A 17,694-nucleotide genomic window follows, 5' to 3' on the forward strand; every position below is an offset into this window, starting at 1 on the left:
ACGCCAGTGACGACCCCGGTCTCCACCACTACCGCATCATGCGGGGCACCCTCGTCGACGGCGAGTGGGTCTACAAGCCGCTCATCGACGCCTGGACCCTCAGGCCCGAGGAGTTCACGGAGACCCACCACCTCGACCGTACGGTCGCCGACGGCGAGCAGGTCCGCTACAGCGTCGTAGCCGTCGACCAGTACGGCAACCAGCTCACCCCCGAGACCGGCGCCTCCGCCCAGGATGTCACCGAGCTCGACCTGCGCCCCGACGCCGACGCCGCCCCGGCCGTGGGCGACAACCCGCTCGGCCACCTCAACGGCGACGTGTACGGCTCGGTCCGCTGGTGGCTGGGCAGCGACACGGGCGCGGGCGGCAGCAAGGTGACCAGCTTCGCCGTCTACCGCTGGAACCGGTCGACCCACGTCTTCGACAAGGTTGACGTCCAGACGCGCGGTGACAGCACCAGCTGGTCGTACGTGGACACCACCCTGCCCAAGGGCACGACCACGTACTACCGCGTGACCGCCACCCTCGCCGACGGCACGGAGACGGCCGCCCGCGAGACGGCGATCGCCTCGGTGGACTAGCTCCCGCCAGGGGAAGCAAGGGAGGCGCCCGGCCGGAGTTCCCGACCGGGCGCCTCCCTGTTTTGTGCCGCTGTATGCGTCAGAGCGAGCCGCGGGCCGCTGCCTCGACGAAGTCCGAGAACGCCTTCGGCGTCACCTTGAAGGCGGCCGTGCCACCACCCGCAGGCTGAAGTGTGGTGGCGCTGAGCGGGCTGAGGCGCACCCTGCCCGACGGCCGCACCCAGGAGGTGCGCTGGAACGGCGGGGACTTCGATCGCCAGGTCGCCCTGAGCGAAGAGGGCGCGAGGCGCACCTGGACGCGGCGGACCAGGTACGTGCCCACCTCACGCAGGTCATCCGGTGAGCCTGCGTGGAACGGCGGCGGGCACGGCGGCGACCCTGGGTCCTGCGCCGGCGCAGTCGGCGAGCGGCTGGGCCTGGACGCGTCGGTGCGCGGCGGACTGGAGCCGCTGCGGGCGAAGATGACCAAGGGCGCCGACCGCGGCTGGTTGCCCAAGCGCCCTGACGGTCGGTTCGCCGCACGTCCCTGGTTGGGGCGGGGCCGGGGGGCCTGCAATCGCCATCTGGCAAGAATCGTCCGACTCCCCGCCGGTTGACGCATTCCGATATGGGCATACGATGGCTGCCATGGCACGAGCAGCGACGACGTCGGACGCGTTCAACGCGATCGCCGAGCCGCAGCGCCGGGACATCCTGGCGCTGCTGCGGGCGGGTGAGCGGCCGGTGACCGACCTGGCCCAGGAGCTGGGGATGAGTCAGCCGCGGGCGTCCAAGCACCTGCGGGTGCTCCGGGAGGTGGGGCTGGTGCGGGTCCGCGAGGCGGGCAAGCAGCGCCTCTACGGCCTGGACGCCCGCGGGCTGCGGCCGGTCCACGAGTGGGCCGGCGGATTCGAGCGGTTCTGGAACGAGAGTTTCGACCGGCTGGACACCTACGTGCAGGACCTCAAGCAGACACGTCCGGAGGAATGACCGATGGTAAGGGCAAGGCAAGAAACGCGGGCGGAGCCGGCGACGGCAGACCGGGAGATCGTGATCTCCCGGGTCATCGACGCCCCGCGGGAGCTGGTGTTCGAGGCGTTCACTGAGGTCCGGCACCTGTCGCGGTGGTGGGGTCCGGAGGGGTTCACCACCACCACGCGGTCCTTCGAGTTCCGCGAGGGCGGGGAGTGGGACTTCGTGCTGCACGGGCCGGACGGGACCGACTACTCCGAGTGGATCCGCTGGCAGCGGATCGCCCCGCCGGAGCGGATCGAACTGCTGCACGGTGAGTACCGCGACGACCCGAACGCCTTTGCATCGGTCCTGACCTTCGCACCGGACGGCGCGGTGACCCGGATCGTGATGCAGACGGTGTTTCCTACCAAGGAACTGCGCGACGAGGCGGTCGAGAAGTACCACGCGATCGAGGGCGGCCGGCAGACCCTGAGCCACCTGGCTGCATACGTCGCCGAGGTCTTTCGGAAGGGGGCGGAGGGCTGATGGCCGGGAAAGTGTTCTTCAGCGTGTCGATGTCGCTGGACGGGTTCATCGCGCCCGAGTCCTCCGAGGACTTGATGGGGCGGCAGTGGATGGAACTGCAGCGGTGGATCTTCCCCCTGCGGTTCTTCCGGGAGAACCTGAAGCTCGGCGTGGGCGGCGAGGAAGGGCGCGACAACGACATCGCGCGGGAGACGTTCCTGCGCACCGGGGCGAGCGTGATGGGTAAGCGCATGTTCGACGCCGGCGAGGAGATGTGGCCGCAGGAGGCGCCGTTCCACACGCCGGTCTTCGTCGTGACACACACCAAGCGTGACCCCTGGGAGAGGCCGGGCGGGACCACGTTCCACTTCGTCAACGACGGCATCGAGACCGCGCTCGACCAGGCCCGCGAGGCTGCCGGCGACCGCGACGTCCGCATCTCGGGCGGCGGCGCGACGATCCTGGAGTACGTGAACGCGGGCCTGGTCGACGAGTTCTCGATCGCGCTGGCACCCGTGCTGTTCGGCTCCGGAATCCGCCTGTTCGAGGGCGTGGACGCGTCCAGGGTCGCGCTGGAGCCGGTCCGTTCGGAGCCGTCGTCGCGGGTGACGCACCTGACCTACGCCGTGCACCCACGGTAGCCGCACCACCACTCCACCTCAGCGCCCCGAGCACCTACCGCGCACACGCCAGCGGTCGTCGGTGTGGTCGTCGGCGCCGTGGAGGGTGGAGCGGATCACTGTGTGCAGGTGGTACGGCCAGAGCCCGAAAGGGTTGTCCCGGATGAAGGGGCGCTCGATCGGCCGCATCGCCGGTGCCTCGCGGGCGAGGCCGGCGGTCCGGGTGGCCCGGGGGAGGTCGGGCGTCCAGGAGGCTGACCGAACGCAGGACGTGACGCTCGTCCGGGGGCAGGTCGGCCAGGGTCCGGGAGATCAGGGCCGGGAAGTCGTGGTCGAAGTCGCCGGGCGTGGGGGTACGTTCGGGGTGCGGCGGATCTCCGGAAAACGCATCACCGGCAGGTCGAGGTGGAGCGGCAGGCCGTGGCTGCGGCTGGTGATCACGGCGCGCAGGTCGTCGGTGATGAGGGGCTGTCCGTCGCGGGAGAGCCGGCGGACGAGGTACGCGCGACGGCGCTGTTGCGGCGTGGCGACCTCAGCGTCACCGAGGTCTGCTTCGCGGTCGGCTGCGCGTCGCCGGGCACGGTCACCACTCGCTTCACAGAGTTGCTCGGCATGCTGCCCGGGGCCTTCCGCCGCGTCCGCCGCGCGGCGGACGCGGCGGAAGGCCGTGCCGATACCACAACCACGGCCAGTGATGCGGGGCCTGCGGTGACGGTGGAGGGGAGGCCGGCGTGTGTGGCGAAGCCGGTGGCAAGACCGGTCAGGAATGGAGAAGCCCCGGCCGCCGAGCAGCCCCTAGCGTGATGACCATGGCAACCACCGCATCCACCACGTCCATCGCATCCGTCACCCTTGAGGTGGCCGACCCCGAGGCCGCCCACCGCTTCTACACCGCCTTCGGAGTGAACACGCACATACGCCTGCGGGCGTCCGAGGCGCCCTCCACCGGATTCCGCGGCTTCACCCTGGCGCTCACGGTGTCCCGGCCTGCCACCGTCGACAGCTTCCTCGACGCCGCCGTGGACGCCGGCGCCACGGTGCTGAAGCCCGCCGCGAAGTCGCTGTGGGGCTACGGCGGCGTCGTCCAGGCGCCCGACGGGACGATCTGGAAGGTCGCGACCTCGGCGAAGAAGGACATGGGCCCGGCCACCCGCGAGATCGACGAGATCGTCCTCCTGCTCGGCGTCGAGGACGTGAAAGCCACCAAGCAGTTCTACGTCGGCCGGGGCCTGACCGTGGCCAGGAGCTTCGGCGGCAAGTACACCGAGTTCACCTCCGACGAGTCCAGCCCCGTCAAGCTGGCGCTGTACAAGCGCCGCAGCCTGGCCAAGGACCTCGGCGTCGCCGCCGACGGCACCGGCTCGCACCGCATCGTCCTCGGCAGTACCGCCGTCCCCCTCACCGACCCGGACGGATTCGCCTGGGAGGCGGCCACGTCGCTCACCTCCGCGTCGTCCACGGAGTCTGCCCTGTCCTGACTCCCGGCCCCGAACTCCCGCCCCGACCTACCCTGCTGAGCAACTGGGGAAAACAGTTCGCGACCTCTCATGGCGGGCGGCTAACGTGCGCCGGCGTGGACATTGAGGATCCCAAAGAGCTGGTCCGGCGGGGGTACGACGCGCTCTCCCTCCACTATGACCAGGCTTATGGCGCCGAGACGAAGTACCAGTCGTGGATCAGCGAACTGTCTGGTCGTATCCCGGCCGGAGGCACGGTGCTGGATCTCGGGTGCGGAAGCGGGGTTCCCGTCACTCGCGCGTTGACGGCCGAAGGTCACCATGTCACCGGCGTCGACATCAGTGATGTGCAGATCCGCCGGGCCCGGGAGCTCGTGCCGCAGGCCGAGTTCATCCGCGCCGATGCTACGGCCGTGGACTTCGCGCCGGCCTCCTTCGACACGGTCGTCTCTTTTTACGCGCTGATCCACATCCCGCTCGACGAACAGCTTCCGTTGCTGCGGAAGGTCGCCGGATGGCTGCGACCTGGCGGTTGGTTCGTGGGCACCACCGGTTGTCGGGCCTGGACGGGTGTTGACGAGGACTGGCTGGGTGGCGGGGCTGCCATGTGGTGGAGTCATGCGGACGCTGCCACGAACCGGACATGGATCACTCAGGTCGGGCTGACGGTCGAGCGGGAGGAGTTCGTACCCGAGGGCGAGGGCGGGCACGCGCTGTTCTGGGCTCGACGCCGCTGATGCCCTGGCTCTCCTTGGCCGGGTTCCAGGGGCGGCCGAAGAGCATGACGTGGAGCCACCATCACCGCCGACGGCGGCTTCGCCACCTGACCCTCCCCGCCCCTGGGGCGCGCGCCGACCGCCCGGGGCCTGTGTCCTGCTCCAGGTGCCGCCACCTCCCGTCTCGACGCTGCGGTTCGCCTTGGCCCCTGGCACCGAGCACGGACCCGTACGACCGTGCGAGTGGCCCGCCGACGCTGGTGGCCATCGACTGTGTCAACGGGCCTTCCTGCCGGCGGCTTCGAGCAGAGACTGCGCGACGTCGGACGCACGGCCATGCCTGGGCGCCCCACCTGCCTCTTCTTCGTCAGCCGAGGGACCGTTCCGGCCACAGTGCCGCCACAGGCTGCTCCGGTCCTGCGAGTGCCTCGATGATGCGGCGCAGATCGTCCGCGCATCGCTCCGTGCCCGGAGGTGACTTGCCGCCTGCATCTCTGCGCTGCCTTCGGCAGCCGGTCCAGCCGTGTTGCGGCAGATCCTCCGGCGAAGATCCTTGCGCAAGCCTGACAGGCCATCACCGTGCCCCTACGGCGTACCGGAGGAGCTCCCGGTCTGCCGTTTGGCCAGACGCTCTGTGTGGGCGGAGCGTGCGGTCGGCCACTTCGGGGACGCTTCAGTTTCCTGCGTCAGGCCGCTGAGGACGGCTCGGACGACGCGCTCTGCCTCCCGGTCGACGGCCTTTGTGTCGTCGAGGCTGATGAGCCCGTCGGCAAGCAGGGTGGCGAGTCCGTGTACGGCCGCCCAGACGACGAACTCGGCCCCGGGGCGTGCCGAGACGGCCAGGCAGCCGGCATCCACCAGCCGGTCGAGTTCTGCATCGAGCACGTCATGGGGGTGGGGTGAGATCGCGGTCTCGGAGTCGGTGGCTCCGGCGCCGAAGGCCAGGCGGGCCACCGCCGGTTCCTCCAGGGCCCATCGAACGTAGCTGCGCCCAATGGCAACCAGGCGCTGCTGGTGGTCGGAACCGGGGTCGGGCTGCTGCCCGGCGGCGCCGCTCAGGCGTTCCCCGAGCCGGGCGAGCACCCTTCCGGACAGTGCGTGGACCAGTGCGTCGCGTGAGGTGAAGTGGTGGTAGGCGGCGCTCGGGCTGACTCCGACCCGGGCTGAGGCCTCTCGCAGTGACCAGCCCTCGGCGCCGCGCTCGCACACCAGTGTCTCTGCCGCGTCCAGCAGTGCGTTGCGCAGTTCCCCGTGGTGGTAGTTCCCTTTGGCCATGCCCTGATCTTAACACTGCTCAGATTGCTGTTATGCTCGGGGCACATCTGAACGATGATTAGATTGGAGTGGGGCCATGTGCGCCACCGAACCTTCATCGAGTACGGCGAGCACCGAGCCGACCGCACAGGGGGCGCCTGACATGAGCGGCGAGCCGGCACCGGTCGTGAGCGGCGAGCCGGTCGAGGTGTCCGAGGGCGTCTTCGTGATCCCCGACCAGCGGGTAGAACTCGTCCCGAACGTCGGCATCGTCGTGGGCGAGAAGGCCGCGCTGGTCATCGACACCGGCATCGGCCCCCGCAATGGCGCACACGTTCTGGAGCAGGCCCGACGCCTGGCCGGTGACCGGCGCCTGTATCTCACCGTCACGCACTTCCACCCCGAGCACGGCTTCGGCGCGCAGGCCTTCAAGGGTGCCGCAACGATCGTCTACAACCGGGGACAGCGCGACGAGCTGCACCGCAAGGGCTCCGCGTACCTCGACATGTTCAAGGGGCTGGGCCCGCACATCGCGGCCGAACTCGAAGGTGCCGAACTCGTCGACCCCGACCTCACCTACGACGGCCAGGCCGACATCGATCTCGGTGGCCACACAGCGGTGCTGCGCACCGTCGGCCCGGCGCACACCGCCTCCGACCAGGCCGTGCTCATCGACGGCCGCGTGCTGTTCGGTGGGGACCTGTTCGAGACCCGTATCTTCCCGATCACGCCGTACTTCCCGCCGTACGACGCCGACGTCGACGGCGGGCGTTGGATCACCGTGCTCGATGAGCTCGCCGCCCTCAACCCGGAGATCGTCGTCCCCGGCCATGGCGAGGTGACCGATGTGTCGCTGATCCGCGATGTCCGCGACTACCTCGCCCACGTCCGTGAGGAAGCCGGTCGCCTGCGGGCAGCCGGCGCCTCGGCCGACGAAGCGGCAGAGGCGATCGACAAGGACGCCCGCGCCCGCTGGAACACCTGGGAACGGCCGGAATGGATCAGCTTTGCCGCTCGGACTTTCTACGAGGCCGGGCCCACACGCTGAACCACGCACGGCACATCCGTACCCACCCCACCTCCACGTCGGCGTCTGCCCGGCCGCGTCCTGGCCCTGAGGGGCCGGGACGCGGTTCGCGCACACGCTGAGCCCGCAGTGTGAACAGCTCGCGGCCTGACCACCACACCGACGGTGTCCGTCAAAGCGGAACAAGCTCAGGGAGTTGCCAGTTGCCGCCGCGGTCCTCCTGCGACAGGCGCGCGGCGAGTTCGGGGATGTGCAGGAAGCAGGCCAGCGCGGTGGTCGCTTGGAAGGTATCGATCGCGCGCTGGGTCATCGGCATGCCCAGACGCAGCAGGCGCGGGTTGACTTCGCCCTGGACCTCGTTGACGAAGGGACGCAGCATGCGGTCGTAGTCCGCCAGCGCGGTCGGCAGGTCGCCCGGGTGTCGGTTGATCTCCCCGGCCAGGACGTGGGCGCCGACCAGGCCGCCGGAGATGCCCATGCCGCTGTAGGGGGAGGCGCAGTGCGCGGCGTCACCGGCCAGGACCACGCGGCCCTTGGACCAGGTGTCGGTGCGGACCTGGACGATCTCCTGGGAGTAGAAGAACGGGCTGGTCTTCATGCCCTCGATGAAGCGTTCGGTTTGCCATCCGGCGTCGCGGAACCTGTTCGCCCAGAACTCCTGCTGGCGCTCGACGGGTTCCCGGTGGATCGCCGAGGCTTCCTCGGATTCTTCCCGTATGACGAAGTACACCTGGGTCTCGTTCGGGTTGTGGCTGCGGCGCATGATCTGACGGCCGCCCGGGACCATGTAGGTGTCCCGGATGTTGCTGTCGGACGCGATGCGCGGAACGAACCAGTAGGCCATGTGGATGCCCATCCGCCAGTACGGGTCGAGACCTTCCGGGAGAAGCGCTCGCCGGATGCGTGATCCCTGGCCGTCCGTACCGACCAGGAGGTCGAATTCGCCGGACGACCCGTCGGAGAAATGCGTGACGACCTTGTGGGTGTCCTGCTCGAAGCCGTTCACGCTTGTGCCGAAGACGTACTCGGTGTCGTCCCTCGTCGCATCGTGCAGGATGCGCACCAGGTCCCCGCGCATGATCTCGTACTCGGACGTGAGGGTCTGCCGGCCCTTCCCGGAAGTGTTGGCCATGATCGTCGCCTTGGCCCTGCCGCGTGCGTCGATGAAGGCGACGCCCGCCTCGTCCACGAGCTTGCCTCGGACGGCGTCGAGAAGCCCCATTCGCCTGACGGCCTCGATGCCCTGCCCCCGCAGATCGACCTGGGCCCCGGTGGCCCGCAGCGCCGGAAAGCGTTCGACGACGGTCACCCGGTGGCCGCCCCGGGTGAGCCAGAAGGCCAGGGCCTGCCCCGTGATCCCACCACCGGCGACGAGAACCCGCAGGGGCTGCTTGCCCGATCCCTTCGTCATGCCCATCCCTCCAAAATCTATCAGTGAAAGATTTCTTCCCAGGGTCATCTATCAGCGATAGATTGTCAACGTGACCAAGATGAACCGCGAGGCCGTCATCGCTGAGGCGCTCGGCCTGCTCGACGAGGTCGGGCTGGACTCCGTCAGCACGAGACGGTTGGCGAAGCGACTGAACGTGGAGCAGCCGTCGCTCTACTGGTACTTCCGTACCAAGAAGGACCTACTCGCCGCCATGGCGGAGGCCGCGATGGAACCCCATGCGACCGCACCCCTGCCGACGCCCGGCGACGATTGGCGCGACTGGTTCACGGACAACACGCGCAGCTTCAGGCGCACCCTGCTGATGCGCCGGGACGGCGCACGGCTCCACGCGGGCAGCACCCCCACCGGCGACCTCGACCGGATCCACCGCAAGATGGATTTCCTCGTAGCTTCAGGCGTCCCTGAGCGGGATGCGCAGATGGCGATGCTGGCCGCCGGTCGCTTCACGGTCGGCAGCGTCCTGGAAGAGCAGGCAGACACCGGCCCCGGTGACGGCGCGGATCTACCGGTCGACGTGCCGGTGATCGATCACGAGTCGGCGTTCGAGGCGGGTCTCGGGCTCATCCTGAACGGCCTGGTGCACCGTATCGAGGTGTAGGGGGTCGACCCATGCACCTATCCGAGTGTCTTCCGGGTGTGCCACGAACGGGAGATGCGCGCTGAGGGGTATGTCGTTGGGAGCAAGGTGGCCTTGGGATACGCGAGGAGATCAGCCATGTACGCAGTGGTTCGGCGGTACGAAGGGGTGACGGATCCTGCCGAGGCGGGACGCCGGGTGGACGAGGGATTCGTCCCCCTCCTCCGCCAGGTCCCCGGCTTTGTGGCCTACTACTGGATTGACGGCGGGGATGGAGTGATGGTCTCCACCAGCATCTATGAAGACCGGGCCGGGGCCGGCGAGTCGGTCAAGAGGGCGGCGGACTTCGTACGGGACAACCTCGCGTCGCTGCTTCCCAACCCTCCTCAGGTCACGGCCGGCCAGGTCGTGGCTGCTGGGTAGAGACCTCCGCAGTGGGGCTGGATCCCTGGTGTTCCCGAGCTGCCGGCCTGGCCATTCACAAGACTCCGGCCAGAGTCTTGAAAACGGCTCTGTCCGCAGTTTCGTGAAAGCACAGGTCAGCGACGTGAAAGCAACGTCTCTTGCCTGGGTGTCCACCCCGTGGCGATCAAGGCGGTCGGGGAAGTAGGGACAGTGGCCGGCTGTCTTGTGACGATCGACGGCTCTGCTGGTTCACGCCTGGAACTCGGTGAGATCGATGGTGTGAACGCGCAGCGGATAGCCGTACACCGGGTGTACCGTCTCTCGCTCCGGCACCATGCCGAGTTTGCGGATGACGTTCTCGGAGGCGTCGTCACCCACTCGGTTAATGCTGATGACACGGTCGAGGCCGCGGTCCTGGAGCGCAAACTCCAGCGTGGCATGGGCGGCTTCGGATGCGTATCCCTGACCCCAGAACTGTGAGCCGAGCCGCCAGCTGATCGCCACGGCGGGCAGTACCTCCGGCAGGAACTCGGGCACCGAAAGACCCGTGAAGCCGGCCAGCTCCCCCGAGGCCAGCAGCTCGACGGCAAAGAGTCCGAAGCCTTCCTCCTCCCACTCCTCCTCCCACCGCTCGATGGCCTCCACCGTGTGCTCCAGATCGCGCACCGAGCCGTCGTCGATCCAGCGCGTGACCCGCGGGTCCGCGTTGATGTCCGCCATCGGCGCGAGGTCGTCGTCATGCCAGCGACGGAGGAGGAGGCGGGGTGTACGGATCTCAGTCATGGTGCTCATACTGCCGAAGGCAACGGCCTCATCGGTAACCGGCGCCCGCCCGGGTACGCGACGTGGCACTTCGTCGGTGCGGTCGCGAGGTGAGGCCGAATCGGTGGCAGCCTGCCGTAGCACCAAGATCGTTCACGGAACTGCGGTCAGAGCCGTTTTCGACGAGCCCTGTCACCTCCGTGATGGTTGACCGGGCATCTGCTTCGCCTGGCGGCCTTCATGGTTTCCCGTACTGCTGTGCCAGCGGTCGTGGTTGGTAGCCTTCCTGGATGACTGCGACCTTCGATGCAGCCGTCCGAGCCCGGTTGCAGGCTCCCAACATCTGGTACGTCGGCACCGTGTTCGCCGATGGCGCTCCGCAGGTCAGCCCGATGTGGGTGGATCTGGAGGGGGAGGGGGAGCTTGCGTTCAACACCTCGGTGGGCCGTGTGAAGGAAGAAAATCTGCGTCGTGACCCCCGTGTCTGTCTCTCGCATGCGGACGCCACCGACCCGTTCGACCGGGTGCAGATCAGTGGTGTGGTGGCCCGCTTCATCGAGGGCCGGGAGGCACACGACCGGATGGACCGGCTGGCCCGCAAGTATCTGGGCAGCGACTTTGAGTGGATCATGCCGGGGGAGCAGCGGGTGGCGGTGATCGTGCGCCCGGTCAAGGTCCGGCACATCGTCGGGGTGGAGCGGTTCCGTCCGGGCGGCCCTGTCCCTGCTCCCTGACCGGCACACCCGTCGTGGCGATCGTCACCGCCAACACAGCTTCACCTCGGAGAGGGAACGACCGGTTTGCCCGGTTGCTCACTCGCCAGCTGAAGTGCTCAGCCGGTGCGGCTGCCGGCAGTCACCCGCAGCTCACCAGATTCTCGCCTCCGCAACCCACTTCGATGTCATGGCGTCTGACTCCATGACGGACGGCTGCTGATCACCCGGGAGAGCGCGTGACGGAGAAGGACCAGAAGACGGACGTGGCGATGGAGAAGGACCGCGAAAAGTGGATGGCGCGTTTCCAGGTACGGCTGGCCGTGCAGCCGGGCGTGGACCGGGCAGTCGTGCTCCAGGCGGTCAAGGATGTCACGGGGCACTGCGCGGTGACGGGAGAGCACCCGCGGACTGCTTTCGGCGACCCGGACGCCTACGCCGTGCAGGCCGCCGCGCGGCTGGTGCCGGCGGACCGGGCGGCGCGCGCGAAGCGGCACAACGCCGTGGTGGACGGGCTCGACTCCGTGCTGAACAGAATCGGGGACGTCGCCGGTCTGTGACCGGTTGGAGCGACTTCCGTCAGGGCCCGGCGCACAGTTCAGACAGGGCTTCCCTCCGCCGGGCTGCTGGGCGGCTCAGGCGATCGGCGCAGCGCGGGAGCCGGTGACACTGATCCTGCTGTGCGCGCTGCTGGTGACAGACAGCGCGCCGCCCCAGTGCCAACGGTCGTGCTTCGCCCGGTCGAAGCCGCAGGTCAGCCGATGCCGTAGGTGACGCCTACCGTGCTGCGGCTCAGTTCGGCGGGCCGCCGCAGAAGCGCTCCGGCGGCGGCCTGCGCCACGCATCCGAATGCAAGGCCGAGGAAGACCACGCCCTGGACGTCCCGGCGCACTCGCGCCGCCCCCGCGCGCCGCCGCGCCCCGGGAGCCGGTCTACCCCGCGCCCATCGGCCGCCGCTGTCGTTCGACGCCGGGCGAAGGGGACGGACGCCGACGCCGTCACGGTGGCCCTTGAGGACGCACGGTTCGACGCGCGGCAGACATCCCGGCACGAGGACCTGGCCGACGACATCCGCGGCCCGGCGGAACTCGCGGAGCGGGAGCGCATCGGCCCAGCTGCTCGCCGCCGCGCCGCCGGGAACCGTCTACGGCCTGGACGCCGACGACGTCGTCCAGGCCGAGTTCGCCGTCGACGCCGCGGCCGCCGCCCGGCGCTGGCCTCCCGCCGACAGGATCCTGACAGGAATCACACACTGCCCTGTGAGGATGCGCGCCATGAGACACCACACCCGAGGCATCCTGTTGACGGGTGCCGTGAGCGCCGGCCTTCTCAGCCTGGCCCTTCCCGCCACGGCCGTCGGCACACCGCGCGCCGACCTCCGGGCGGAGCAACCCGCCGAAGCCGGCCCGGACCTGCTCTTCCTCCCCAACATCGACGACGACGCGGGCGCGTGCCGGGACCGGGCCCACACCCTGGTCGAGGAGGCTGTGGACCGCGAGGCCGCCAACGACGACGCGCTGTACAAGAAGCAGGCCGAGCTGGAGAAGGAGCCCGATCGGGAGAAGGCCGAGGCGGAGTGGGCGGAGGCGGTCCGCGCCCACCGCCGGGACCAGAACAAGACCGACCGTGACCTCGGGGCCTGCAACGACGCCGCTGACGACATCGTCAACGGAAGAAGCGACGAGGCCGACCTCGCCCGGTTCCGCACGCGTCCCTGGGCCGATGCCCCTGCCTCCGCGAGCGGACGGATCACGATTCCGGCCAAGGATGCCCACCGGATCCGGCTCTTCGTGCACCGGCCCGGCGGCTCGGCACCGCTCGGCTGGGAGGCGGTCGGCCCCCGGACCCGGCTGACCGCGCAGGAGCTGCGGCACGGTGTGGAACTCGGGGTCGAGGGCCTCGACGTGATCAGGGACGCTGCTGACTGGGACGGCCGTACCGGCGTCACGCTCACCGTCACCGCGGACGGCGCCGGCGCGTCGGCAGATCTGAGGCTGCGTCAGGCCCCGGTGCTCACCCAGCTCAACACCGCCCCGGTTCAGGAGGTGCTGCGGTCTGCGACCGAGGGCGACACCAGGTCCGAGACCTTCGTCAGGGAGCTGGACGCCACACTGTCCGACGGCGGGGTGACGTCTCCCTCGCGCGCCCTCGACACCAAGGGCGACGTCTGGGCCCAGGACATCTTCGAGCCGGGCTACACCGCGATCCCCGGTCCGGACGGCCGCCCGCGCGGTATGCGGGTCCTCATCACCTCGGTCAACGATGAGCGCCGCGTCGCCGCCCGCACCGCCTTCACCGAGTTGGCCGGACACGACGTGGCCGCCGTCCACATCAGCCACGTCCCCGACATGGACGAGAACAGCAGTTACGACTCGATGGGCAACCTGGAAACCGTGCCGCCGAGCCCCGGCAACCCGCACGGCCGTGTCGTGATCGGCGGGGACGGCCTGGTCCCGGGGAAGACCGGTCCCGCCCCGGAGATGCTCGCCTTCCTGCGTGCGCAGGGCATGCAGGACCCGATTTCCCTGGACACGTCGTGGCTGACCATCGGTCACGTCGACGAGTTCGTGCAGTTCCTCCCGGTTCCCGGCAGCCGGCTCGGTCGGCGGGCTGTGGTCGCGGACCCGCGTGCCGGTCTCGCCCTCCTGCGCGATGTCCAGAAGAAGGGCCACGGCGGCGAACTCCTGCACGGTGGCCTGCCCAAGCTGGAGTGGCCGTACGACGAGCGCATCGACCAGCGCACCGTCGATGCCTTCCTCGCCGACACCCAGTTCACCGGCACCAACGAGCGGGCCGCCGAACGGATCGACGCCAACCTCGATGTGCTCAGGGCGAAGACCGGTCTGACCGACGCCGAGATCATCCGTGTCCCGGCCCTCTTCACGGCTCGGTCGCTTGATTACGGAATGCTGGAGACAGAGATCCGCGACATGGAGGACGGCCCGGCCAAGGACGCCAAGCAGAAGCAGCTTGCGGCGATGCGGGACGGTGTCGCCGAGATTCCCGGCACCGCCAACGGGCTCGTGCTCAACGGCGGCCGCTATGTCGCCCCGAAGCCGTACGGCCCGGTCGTGGACGGCAAGGACGTCTTCGCCGAGGCGATCACCGCGGCCTTCCGCAGCACCGGCTATCGGGTGAGCTACGTGGACGACCTCACCGGTGTGCATGTCAGCGAGGGGGAGATCCACTGCGCCACCAACACCCTCCGGGACGTCTTCGGCCCCGGGGCCCGCTGGTGGCGCGACCGCTGAACCGTCCTGGAGCGGCCCGGCTCCGCTCGGTGGGGCCGGGCGGCGAGCACGCCCGCCCCGGGACCGCCCGCCTGTGACCGCGGACGGAGCGCGCCACCCGGACCCGCGGAGCGGGCGGTGACCGCCGGCGGACCGCGCGGCGTCCCGGTCCGGTTCGCAGGCGGTGACCGCCGGTCGCCGTAGGTGCGGATCGGTGGGCGGCCGCCGCGGCCTGGCCATGGCTGCCGCCCTGACCTGCTGCAAGAAGCTCGCGAAACGTGCCACGTGAGACAATCTCTGATGATCACCGGAGTCACCAGGGGGAGCCCGCAGCATGACCGGCACCACGGAGGCCCTTGGTGGGTCGGCTGCAGTCGGCGATGCAGCACGAAGCGTCACGCGCCCGTTCTACGTATACGCCGTGCTCGCCAACACGCTGTTCCAGCGCGGCGTATTCGTCCTCTTCCTTCAGCAGCGCGGCTTCTCCGCCGGGCAAGTGGCCCTGCTTCAGACACTGCTCTACCTGGTCAGCGGACTTGCGGAGTTGCCGACGGGAGTCATCGCCGACCGAATCGGCAGGCGTGCCGGCATCGTGATCGGCCAGGTGCTGATAGCCGGATGTCTGCTCGGTCAGGTGTCGTTCTCCAACTACTGGGTGTTCCTGACGTTGTTCATCGGGCAGGGCGTGGGCATGGCATGTGTGTCCGGTTCGGACACCGCCCTGCTGTACGACCTGCTCGTGCGTCGCGGTGCCACGGCCGGGTACGTCAGGATCAGGTCCCGGTACACCATGCTCGGGACGGTCACCTCGGGAGCCGCCATCGTCCTCGGCGGCCAACTGCAGCAGATTTCCTGGGGAATCGTCTACGTCGGTTCGGCGGCGTGCCTCGTCCTGGCCGTGGTGGTGCTGATGTCACGGGTGCCCGAGATCCGCGGCACGGACGCGGTGGACGAGCAGGACGGAGCCGAGGAGGAGCACGGCGACGCCACAGCTTGGCGGGCGATGCTTCGGGTCGCCACGCCGGCGCTCGTGACGCTTGTCGTGGTGTCCGGATTGATGCATGCGACTTTGACGCCGTACATCATTTTTACGCAGAAGACCCTCTCCGATCAGGGAGCGGGCACCGCATTGGTCAGCGTGGTCATATCGGCGGGATTCTTCGCCGGCGGGCTCACTCCACTGCTGTCGGACCGCGCGGACCGGCGCATCGGGTATCGGGTCATCGTCCCGGTGTCTCTCCTGACGCTCGCCGTGGCGCTCGGCCTGAGCGGCCTCGGCCTTGTCTGGGTCACCATCGCCGCGTTCCTGGTCCTGGTCGGAATTCCCGAGATCACCGCCGTGATCGTGGACAACGTGTTCAACGAGGCAGTGCCGTCGCGCCACCGGGCGAGCCTGCTGTCGATGATCACATTCGTGGAGTCGGTGCTCATCGGCATCGGCTATCTCGTCCTCGGCGCGCTCATGGACGGGTTGGGCTCCAGCGTGGGTATGGCCACTTACGCCGCGGTCCCCCTGCTGGCCTGTCTCCTGTGGCTCCCGGCGCTCTTGCGAGGGGCACGGGTGACCACCGAGATCGAGAAGCCCGCCGGCCGAAAGGCATCCTGAAACAGACCATCTCGATCAACGCCCCTGCTCGACGGCGGGGGCGTTGCTCGTTGACATGTCGCTCCCAGCGGCGACGGAGCTGGCTCGGGGCCCGCGGAGTCGAAGTGATGGAGGGGCCGGTGCCCGGACTGCTCGCCGACGGCGGGATCTCCGCGCGCACCGTCCCGCCACCGGCCGCCCACTCCAGGGTGCCGACACCGGTTCCTCAGCGGTTGTCTCACGTGACTTGATGTTCGTGCGGCATGATGCCGTTCGCGGGTGCTGATCTAGTAGGACTCCGTTAGGTTGGTATGGATCTTGATGGGTGGTGTCTGGTCCGGGGTCGGGGCAGGGGCTGGTGGCATGTTGTGCACAGGCCGGTCCAGCAGTTCAGTACGTCTTGGAGGGCGTCGAGGGTCTGGTAGAGGGTGAGGCCGGTGTGTGAGCTTTTGGGGCCAGCCGCTGTTCGGTGAGGAAGGCGTGGGCGGCGGTGACCAGGGTGACGTGGTGGTGCCAGCCGTTCCAGGAGCGGCCTTCGAAGTGGTCCAGGCCCAGGCCGTGTTTGAGTTCCCGGTAGTCGTGTTCGATGCGCCAGTGGATCTTGGCCAGGCGGACCAGTTCGGCCAGCGGGGTGTCGTCGGGCAGGTTGGAGAGCCAGTAGCCGGTGGGTGCCTCTGCCTGCCGGGGCCATTCGACCAGCAGTGTTACCTCGGGCAGGACGCCGTCCCAGTGGCCGTCGCGGGTGACGGCAGCGGCCTGGGCCAGGTGGCGCGGGCGCACGCCGGCCGGCCGTACCCGCATGGCAAGGAAGTGCGAGCGCATCGGGCCACGTGAGCCTTCCCGCCAGGTGACCTCGGTGAACGCCTGCCGTCCGCGGCGGGCGGCCCAGGCGGCCACTGAGGCGGGTTCGTCCCGGTAGCGGGGCTGTGGCTTGCGGCCGTTGCCGGACCAGGGCGGTGTGAGGGGCTGTGCGTCCTGCGGGTGGGCGGTCACATCCGACCGGACGGCGACGACGTATCCGATGCCCCGCTCATCCAGCCCGCCCCGGAAGTCGGCGTTGTGGCCGTAGCCGGCATCCGCCACCACGAGCGGCGGCACATGGCCCCATGTGGCCAGTTCGTCCAGAGTGTCCAGCGCCAGCCGCCACTTTTCCCGGTGCCCGACGTCCTCGGGGACGCCGGTCCGCCGGCGCCGCACGGCGTCGTCCGTCCACTCCCGGGGCATGAACAGCCGCCAGTTCAGCGGACACGAAGCCGTGTCGGAGACTGCATGCACGCTGACCGCGACCTGGCAGTTCGCCTGCTTGCCCAGCGCGCCGCAGTACTGGTGGGCGACGCCGACCGGCATCCTGCCGTCCTTGGGAAACGACACGTCATCCACCGCCCAGGCATCCGGGCCGATCCGCGGCACCAGCCGCCCGGCGGTCCGACGGCGCACTGGCACCGGATCCCATGTGGACTGGTTCACGAACTGCTGCAGGTTCTGTTCATTGCCGTCCGGCAGCCGCGAGGCCATGGCCTGGACGGACTTGCGGCGACCGTCCGTCATCAGTCCCCGCAGATAGCAGTCGCCTTTGGCCCGCTGGTCCTTCCGCGGCACCGACGCGAACACATCAGTCACGAATAACGCCAACTTCACCCGAACACGGTCCACTTCATGTGCGTCCACCCATCCACCATGCCGCTGAACAGGACCACGCGAAAGACCTAACGGAGTCCTACTATCGGAGCGTCTGGTTTCTGATGAACTCTGGGAGCCGGCCGCCCCGTTGCTCCCGTCGTTCGCTGCCCGTCCGCCCACCCCACACATGTGCAGGCGGCCGGTAGGCGCCCCCGGGCCCCGGACAGGCTGCGTGC

The 17,694-nt window shown here is 69.2% G+C and carries 19 protein-coding genes and 1 pseudogene; 14 read left to right on the plus strand and 6 right to left on the minus strand.

What is annotated here, in order from left to right; translation table 11 throughout:
* Positions 1–38: 38 nt before the first annotated feature.
* Positions 39–581: a hypothetical protein gene (locus tag ACFYPJ_RS23890; RefSeq protein WP_389020602.1), complete on the plus strand. Its 543-nt coding sequence runs from the start codon at positions 39–41 to the stop codon at positions 579–581.
* Between the two features lie 79 nt (positions 582–660).
* On the opposite strand, the gene ACFYPJ_RS23895 is transcribed toward ACFYPJ_RS23890, so the two are convergent.
* Positions 661–903 carry a hypothetical protein gene (locus ACFYPJ_RS23895; protein ID WP_389020605.1) on the minus strand — a complete coding sequence of 81 codons (243 nt, stop codon included), beginning with the start codon at positions 901–903 and terminating at the stop codon, positions 661–663.
* Between the two features lie 305 nt (positions 904–1,208).
* On the opposite strand from ACFYPJ_RS23895, the gene ACFYPJ_RS23900 reads away from it, so the two are divergent.
* The 6 genes and pseudogenes from ACFYPJ_RS23900 (at position 1,209) to ACFYPJ_RS23925 (ending at position 4,853) form a co-directional block, all read left to right on the plus strand.
* Positions 1,209–1,550 carry an ArsR/SmtB family transcription factor gene (locus ACFYPJ_RS23900; RefSeq protein WP_389020607.1) on the plus strand — a complete coding sequence of 114 codons (342 nt, stop codon included), beginning with the start codon at positions 1,209–1,211 and terminating at the stop codon, positions 1,548–1,550.
* Positions 1,551–1,553: 3 nt separating this feature from the next.
* Complete coding sequence (locus ACFYPJ_RS23905; protein WP_389020610.1) at positions 1,554–2,060, plus strand: SRPBCC family protein; 507 nt, start codon at positions 1,554–1,556, stop codon at positions 2,058–2,060.
* Positions 2,060–2,680 carry a dihydrofolate reductase family protein gene (locus ACFYPJ_RS23910; protein WP_389020612.1) on the plus strand — a complete coding sequence of 207 codons (621 nt, stop codon included), beginning with the start codon at positions 2,060–2,062 and terminating at the stop codon, positions 2,678–2,680. Before ACFYPJ_RS23905 ends, ACFYPJ_RS23910 begins: the two co-directional genes overlap by 1 nt.
* Before the next feature lie 480 nt (positions 2,681–3,160).
* Positions 3,161–3,463, plus strand: a pseudogene (locus ACFYPJ_RS23915) (AraC family transcriptional regulator); the annotation flags it as partial.
* Positions 3,464–3,468: 5 nt separating this feature from the next.
* On the plus strand, positions 3,469–4,137 hold the full coding sequence (locus ACFYPJ_RS23920) for a glyoxalase (RefSeq protein WP_389020615.1): 669 nt from the start codon (positions 3,469–3,471) through the stop codon (positions 4,135–4,137).
* A gap of 95 nt (positions 4,138–4,232) precedes the next feature.
* Positions 4,233–4,853: a class I SAM-dependent methyltransferase gene (locus tag ACFYPJ_RS23925; protein ID WP_389020618.1), complete on the plus strand. Its 621-nt coding sequence runs from the start codon at positions 4,233–4,235 to the stop codon at positions 4,851–4,853.
* Between the two features lie 564 nt (positions 4,854–5,417).
* On the opposite strand, the gene ACFYPJ_RS23930 is transcribed toward ACFYPJ_RS23925, so the two are convergent.
* Positions 5,418–6,107: a TetR/AcrR family transcriptional regulator gene (locus ACFYPJ_RS23930; protein WP_389020620.1), complete on the minus strand. Its 690-nt coding sequence runs from the start codon at positions 6,105–6,107 to the stop codon at positions 5,418–5,420.
* A gap of 142 nt (positions 6,108–6,249) precedes the next feature.
* Here ACFYPJ_RS23930 and ACFYPJ_RS23935 point away from each other — a divergent pair, with 142 nt between their 5' ends.
* Complete coding sequence (locus tag ACFYPJ_RS23935; RefSeq protein WP_389020623.1) at positions 6,250–7,134, plus strand: MBL fold metallo-hydrolase; 885 nt, start codon at positions 6,250–6,252, stop codon at positions 7,132–7,134.
* Positions 7,135–7,285: 151 nt separating this feature from the next.
* Here ACFYPJ_RS23935 and ACFYPJ_RS23940 read toward each other — a convergent pair whose 3' ends face one another.
* Entirely contained in the window at positions 7,286–8,524 is a 1,239-nt protein-coding gene (locus tag ACFYPJ_RS23940; protein WP_389020626.1) for an FAD-dependent monooxygenase, read from the minus strand.
* Between the two features lie 79 nt (positions 8,525–8,603).
* Here ACFYPJ_RS23940 and ACFYPJ_RS23945 point away from each other — a divergent pair, with 79 nt between their 5' ends.
* The gene (locus ACFYPJ_RS23945; RefSeq protein ID WP_389020692.1) at positions 8,604–9,164 is read left to right on the plus strand and encodes a TetR/AcrR family transcriptional regulator C-terminal domain-containing protein; all 561 of its coding nucleotides are present in this window, start codon (positions 8,604–8,606) and stop codon (positions 9,162–9,164) included.
* A gap of 117 nt (positions 9,165–9,281) precedes the next feature.
* Positions 9,282–9,566 carry a hypothetical protein gene (locus ACFYPJ_RS23950; protein WP_389020629.1) on the plus strand — a complete coding sequence of 95 codons (285 nt, stop codon included), beginning with the start codon at positions 9,282–9,284 and terminating at the stop codon, positions 9,564–9,566.
* A 231-nt stretch (positions 9,567–9,797) separates the two neighbouring features.
* Here ACFYPJ_RS23950 and ACFYPJ_RS23955 read toward each other — a convergent pair whose 3' ends face one another.
* Complete coding sequence (locus ACFYPJ_RS23955; protein ID WP_389020632.1) at positions 9,798–10,331, minus strand: GNAT family N-acetyltransferase; 534 nt, start codon at positions 10,329–10,331, stop codon at positions 9,798–9,800.
* Positions 10,332–10,600: 269 nt separating this feature from the next.
* Between ACFYPJ_RS23955 and ACFYPJ_RS23960 the strand changes: the two genes are divergently transcribed.
* Both ACFYPJ_RS23960 and ACFYPJ_RS23965 read left to right on the plus strand, forming a co-directional pair.
* Positions 10,601–11,044 (plus strand): TIGR03618 family F420-dependent PPOX class oxidoreductase, encoded by a 444-nt coding sequence (locus ACFYPJ_RS23960; RefSeq protein ID WP_389020635.1) that lies wholly within the window; start codon positions 10,601–10,603, stop codon positions 11,042–11,044.
* 218 nt (positions 11,045–11,262) lie between these two features.
* Positions 11,263–11,583 carry a hypothetical protein gene (locus tag ACFYPJ_RS23965; protein WP_389020638.1) on the plus strand — a complete coding sequence of 107 codons (321 nt, stop codon included), beginning with the start codon at positions 11,263–11,265 and terminating at the stop codon, positions 11,581–11,583.
* Positions 11,584–11,777: 194 nt separating this feature from the next.
* On the opposite strand, the gene ACFYPJ_RS23970 is transcribed toward ACFYPJ_RS23965, so the two are convergent.
* On the minus strand, positions 11,778–11,915 hold the full coding sequence (locus ACFYPJ_RS23970; RefSeq protein ID WP_389020641.1) for a hypothetical protein: 138 nt from the start codon (positions 11,913–11,915) through the stop codon (positions 11,778–11,780).
* A gap of 382 nt (positions 11,916–12,297) precedes the next feature.
* Between ACFYPJ_RS23970 and ACFYPJ_RS23975 the strand changes: the two genes are divergently transcribed.
* Together ACFYPJ_RS23975 and ACFYPJ_RS23980 are read left to right on the plus strand one after the other, a co-directional pair.
* The gene (locus ACFYPJ_RS23975; RefSeq protein WP_389020644.1) at positions 12,298–14,274 is read left to right on the plus strand and encodes a protein-arginine deiminase family protein; all 1,977 of its coding nucleotides are present in this window, start codon (positions 12,298–12,300) and stop codon (positions 14,272–14,274) included.
* A 313-nt stretch (positions 14,275–14,587) separates the two neighbouring features.
* Positions 14,588–15,859: an MFS transporter gene (locus ACFYPJ_RS23980; protein ID WP_389020646.1), complete on the plus strand. Its 1,272-nt coding sequence runs from the start codon at positions 14,588–14,590 to the stop codon at positions 15,857–15,859.
* Between the two features lie 369 nt (positions 15,860–16,228).
* Here ACFYPJ_RS23980 and ACFYPJ_RS23985 read toward each other — a convergent pair whose 3' ends face one another.
* Positions 16,229–17,506 (minus strand): IS701 family transposase, encoded by a 1,278-nt coding sequence (locus tag ACFYPJ_RS23985; RefSeq protein ID WP_389020649.1) that lies wholly within the window; start codon positions 17,504–17,506, stop codon positions 16,229–16,231.
* Positions 17,507–17,694: the final 188 nt, after the last annotated feature.

It is taken from the genome of Streptomyces sp. NPDC006012, assembly GCF_042871185.1.
GTDB lineage: Bacteria > Actinomycetota > Actinomycetes > Streptomycetales > Streptomycetaceae > Streptomyces.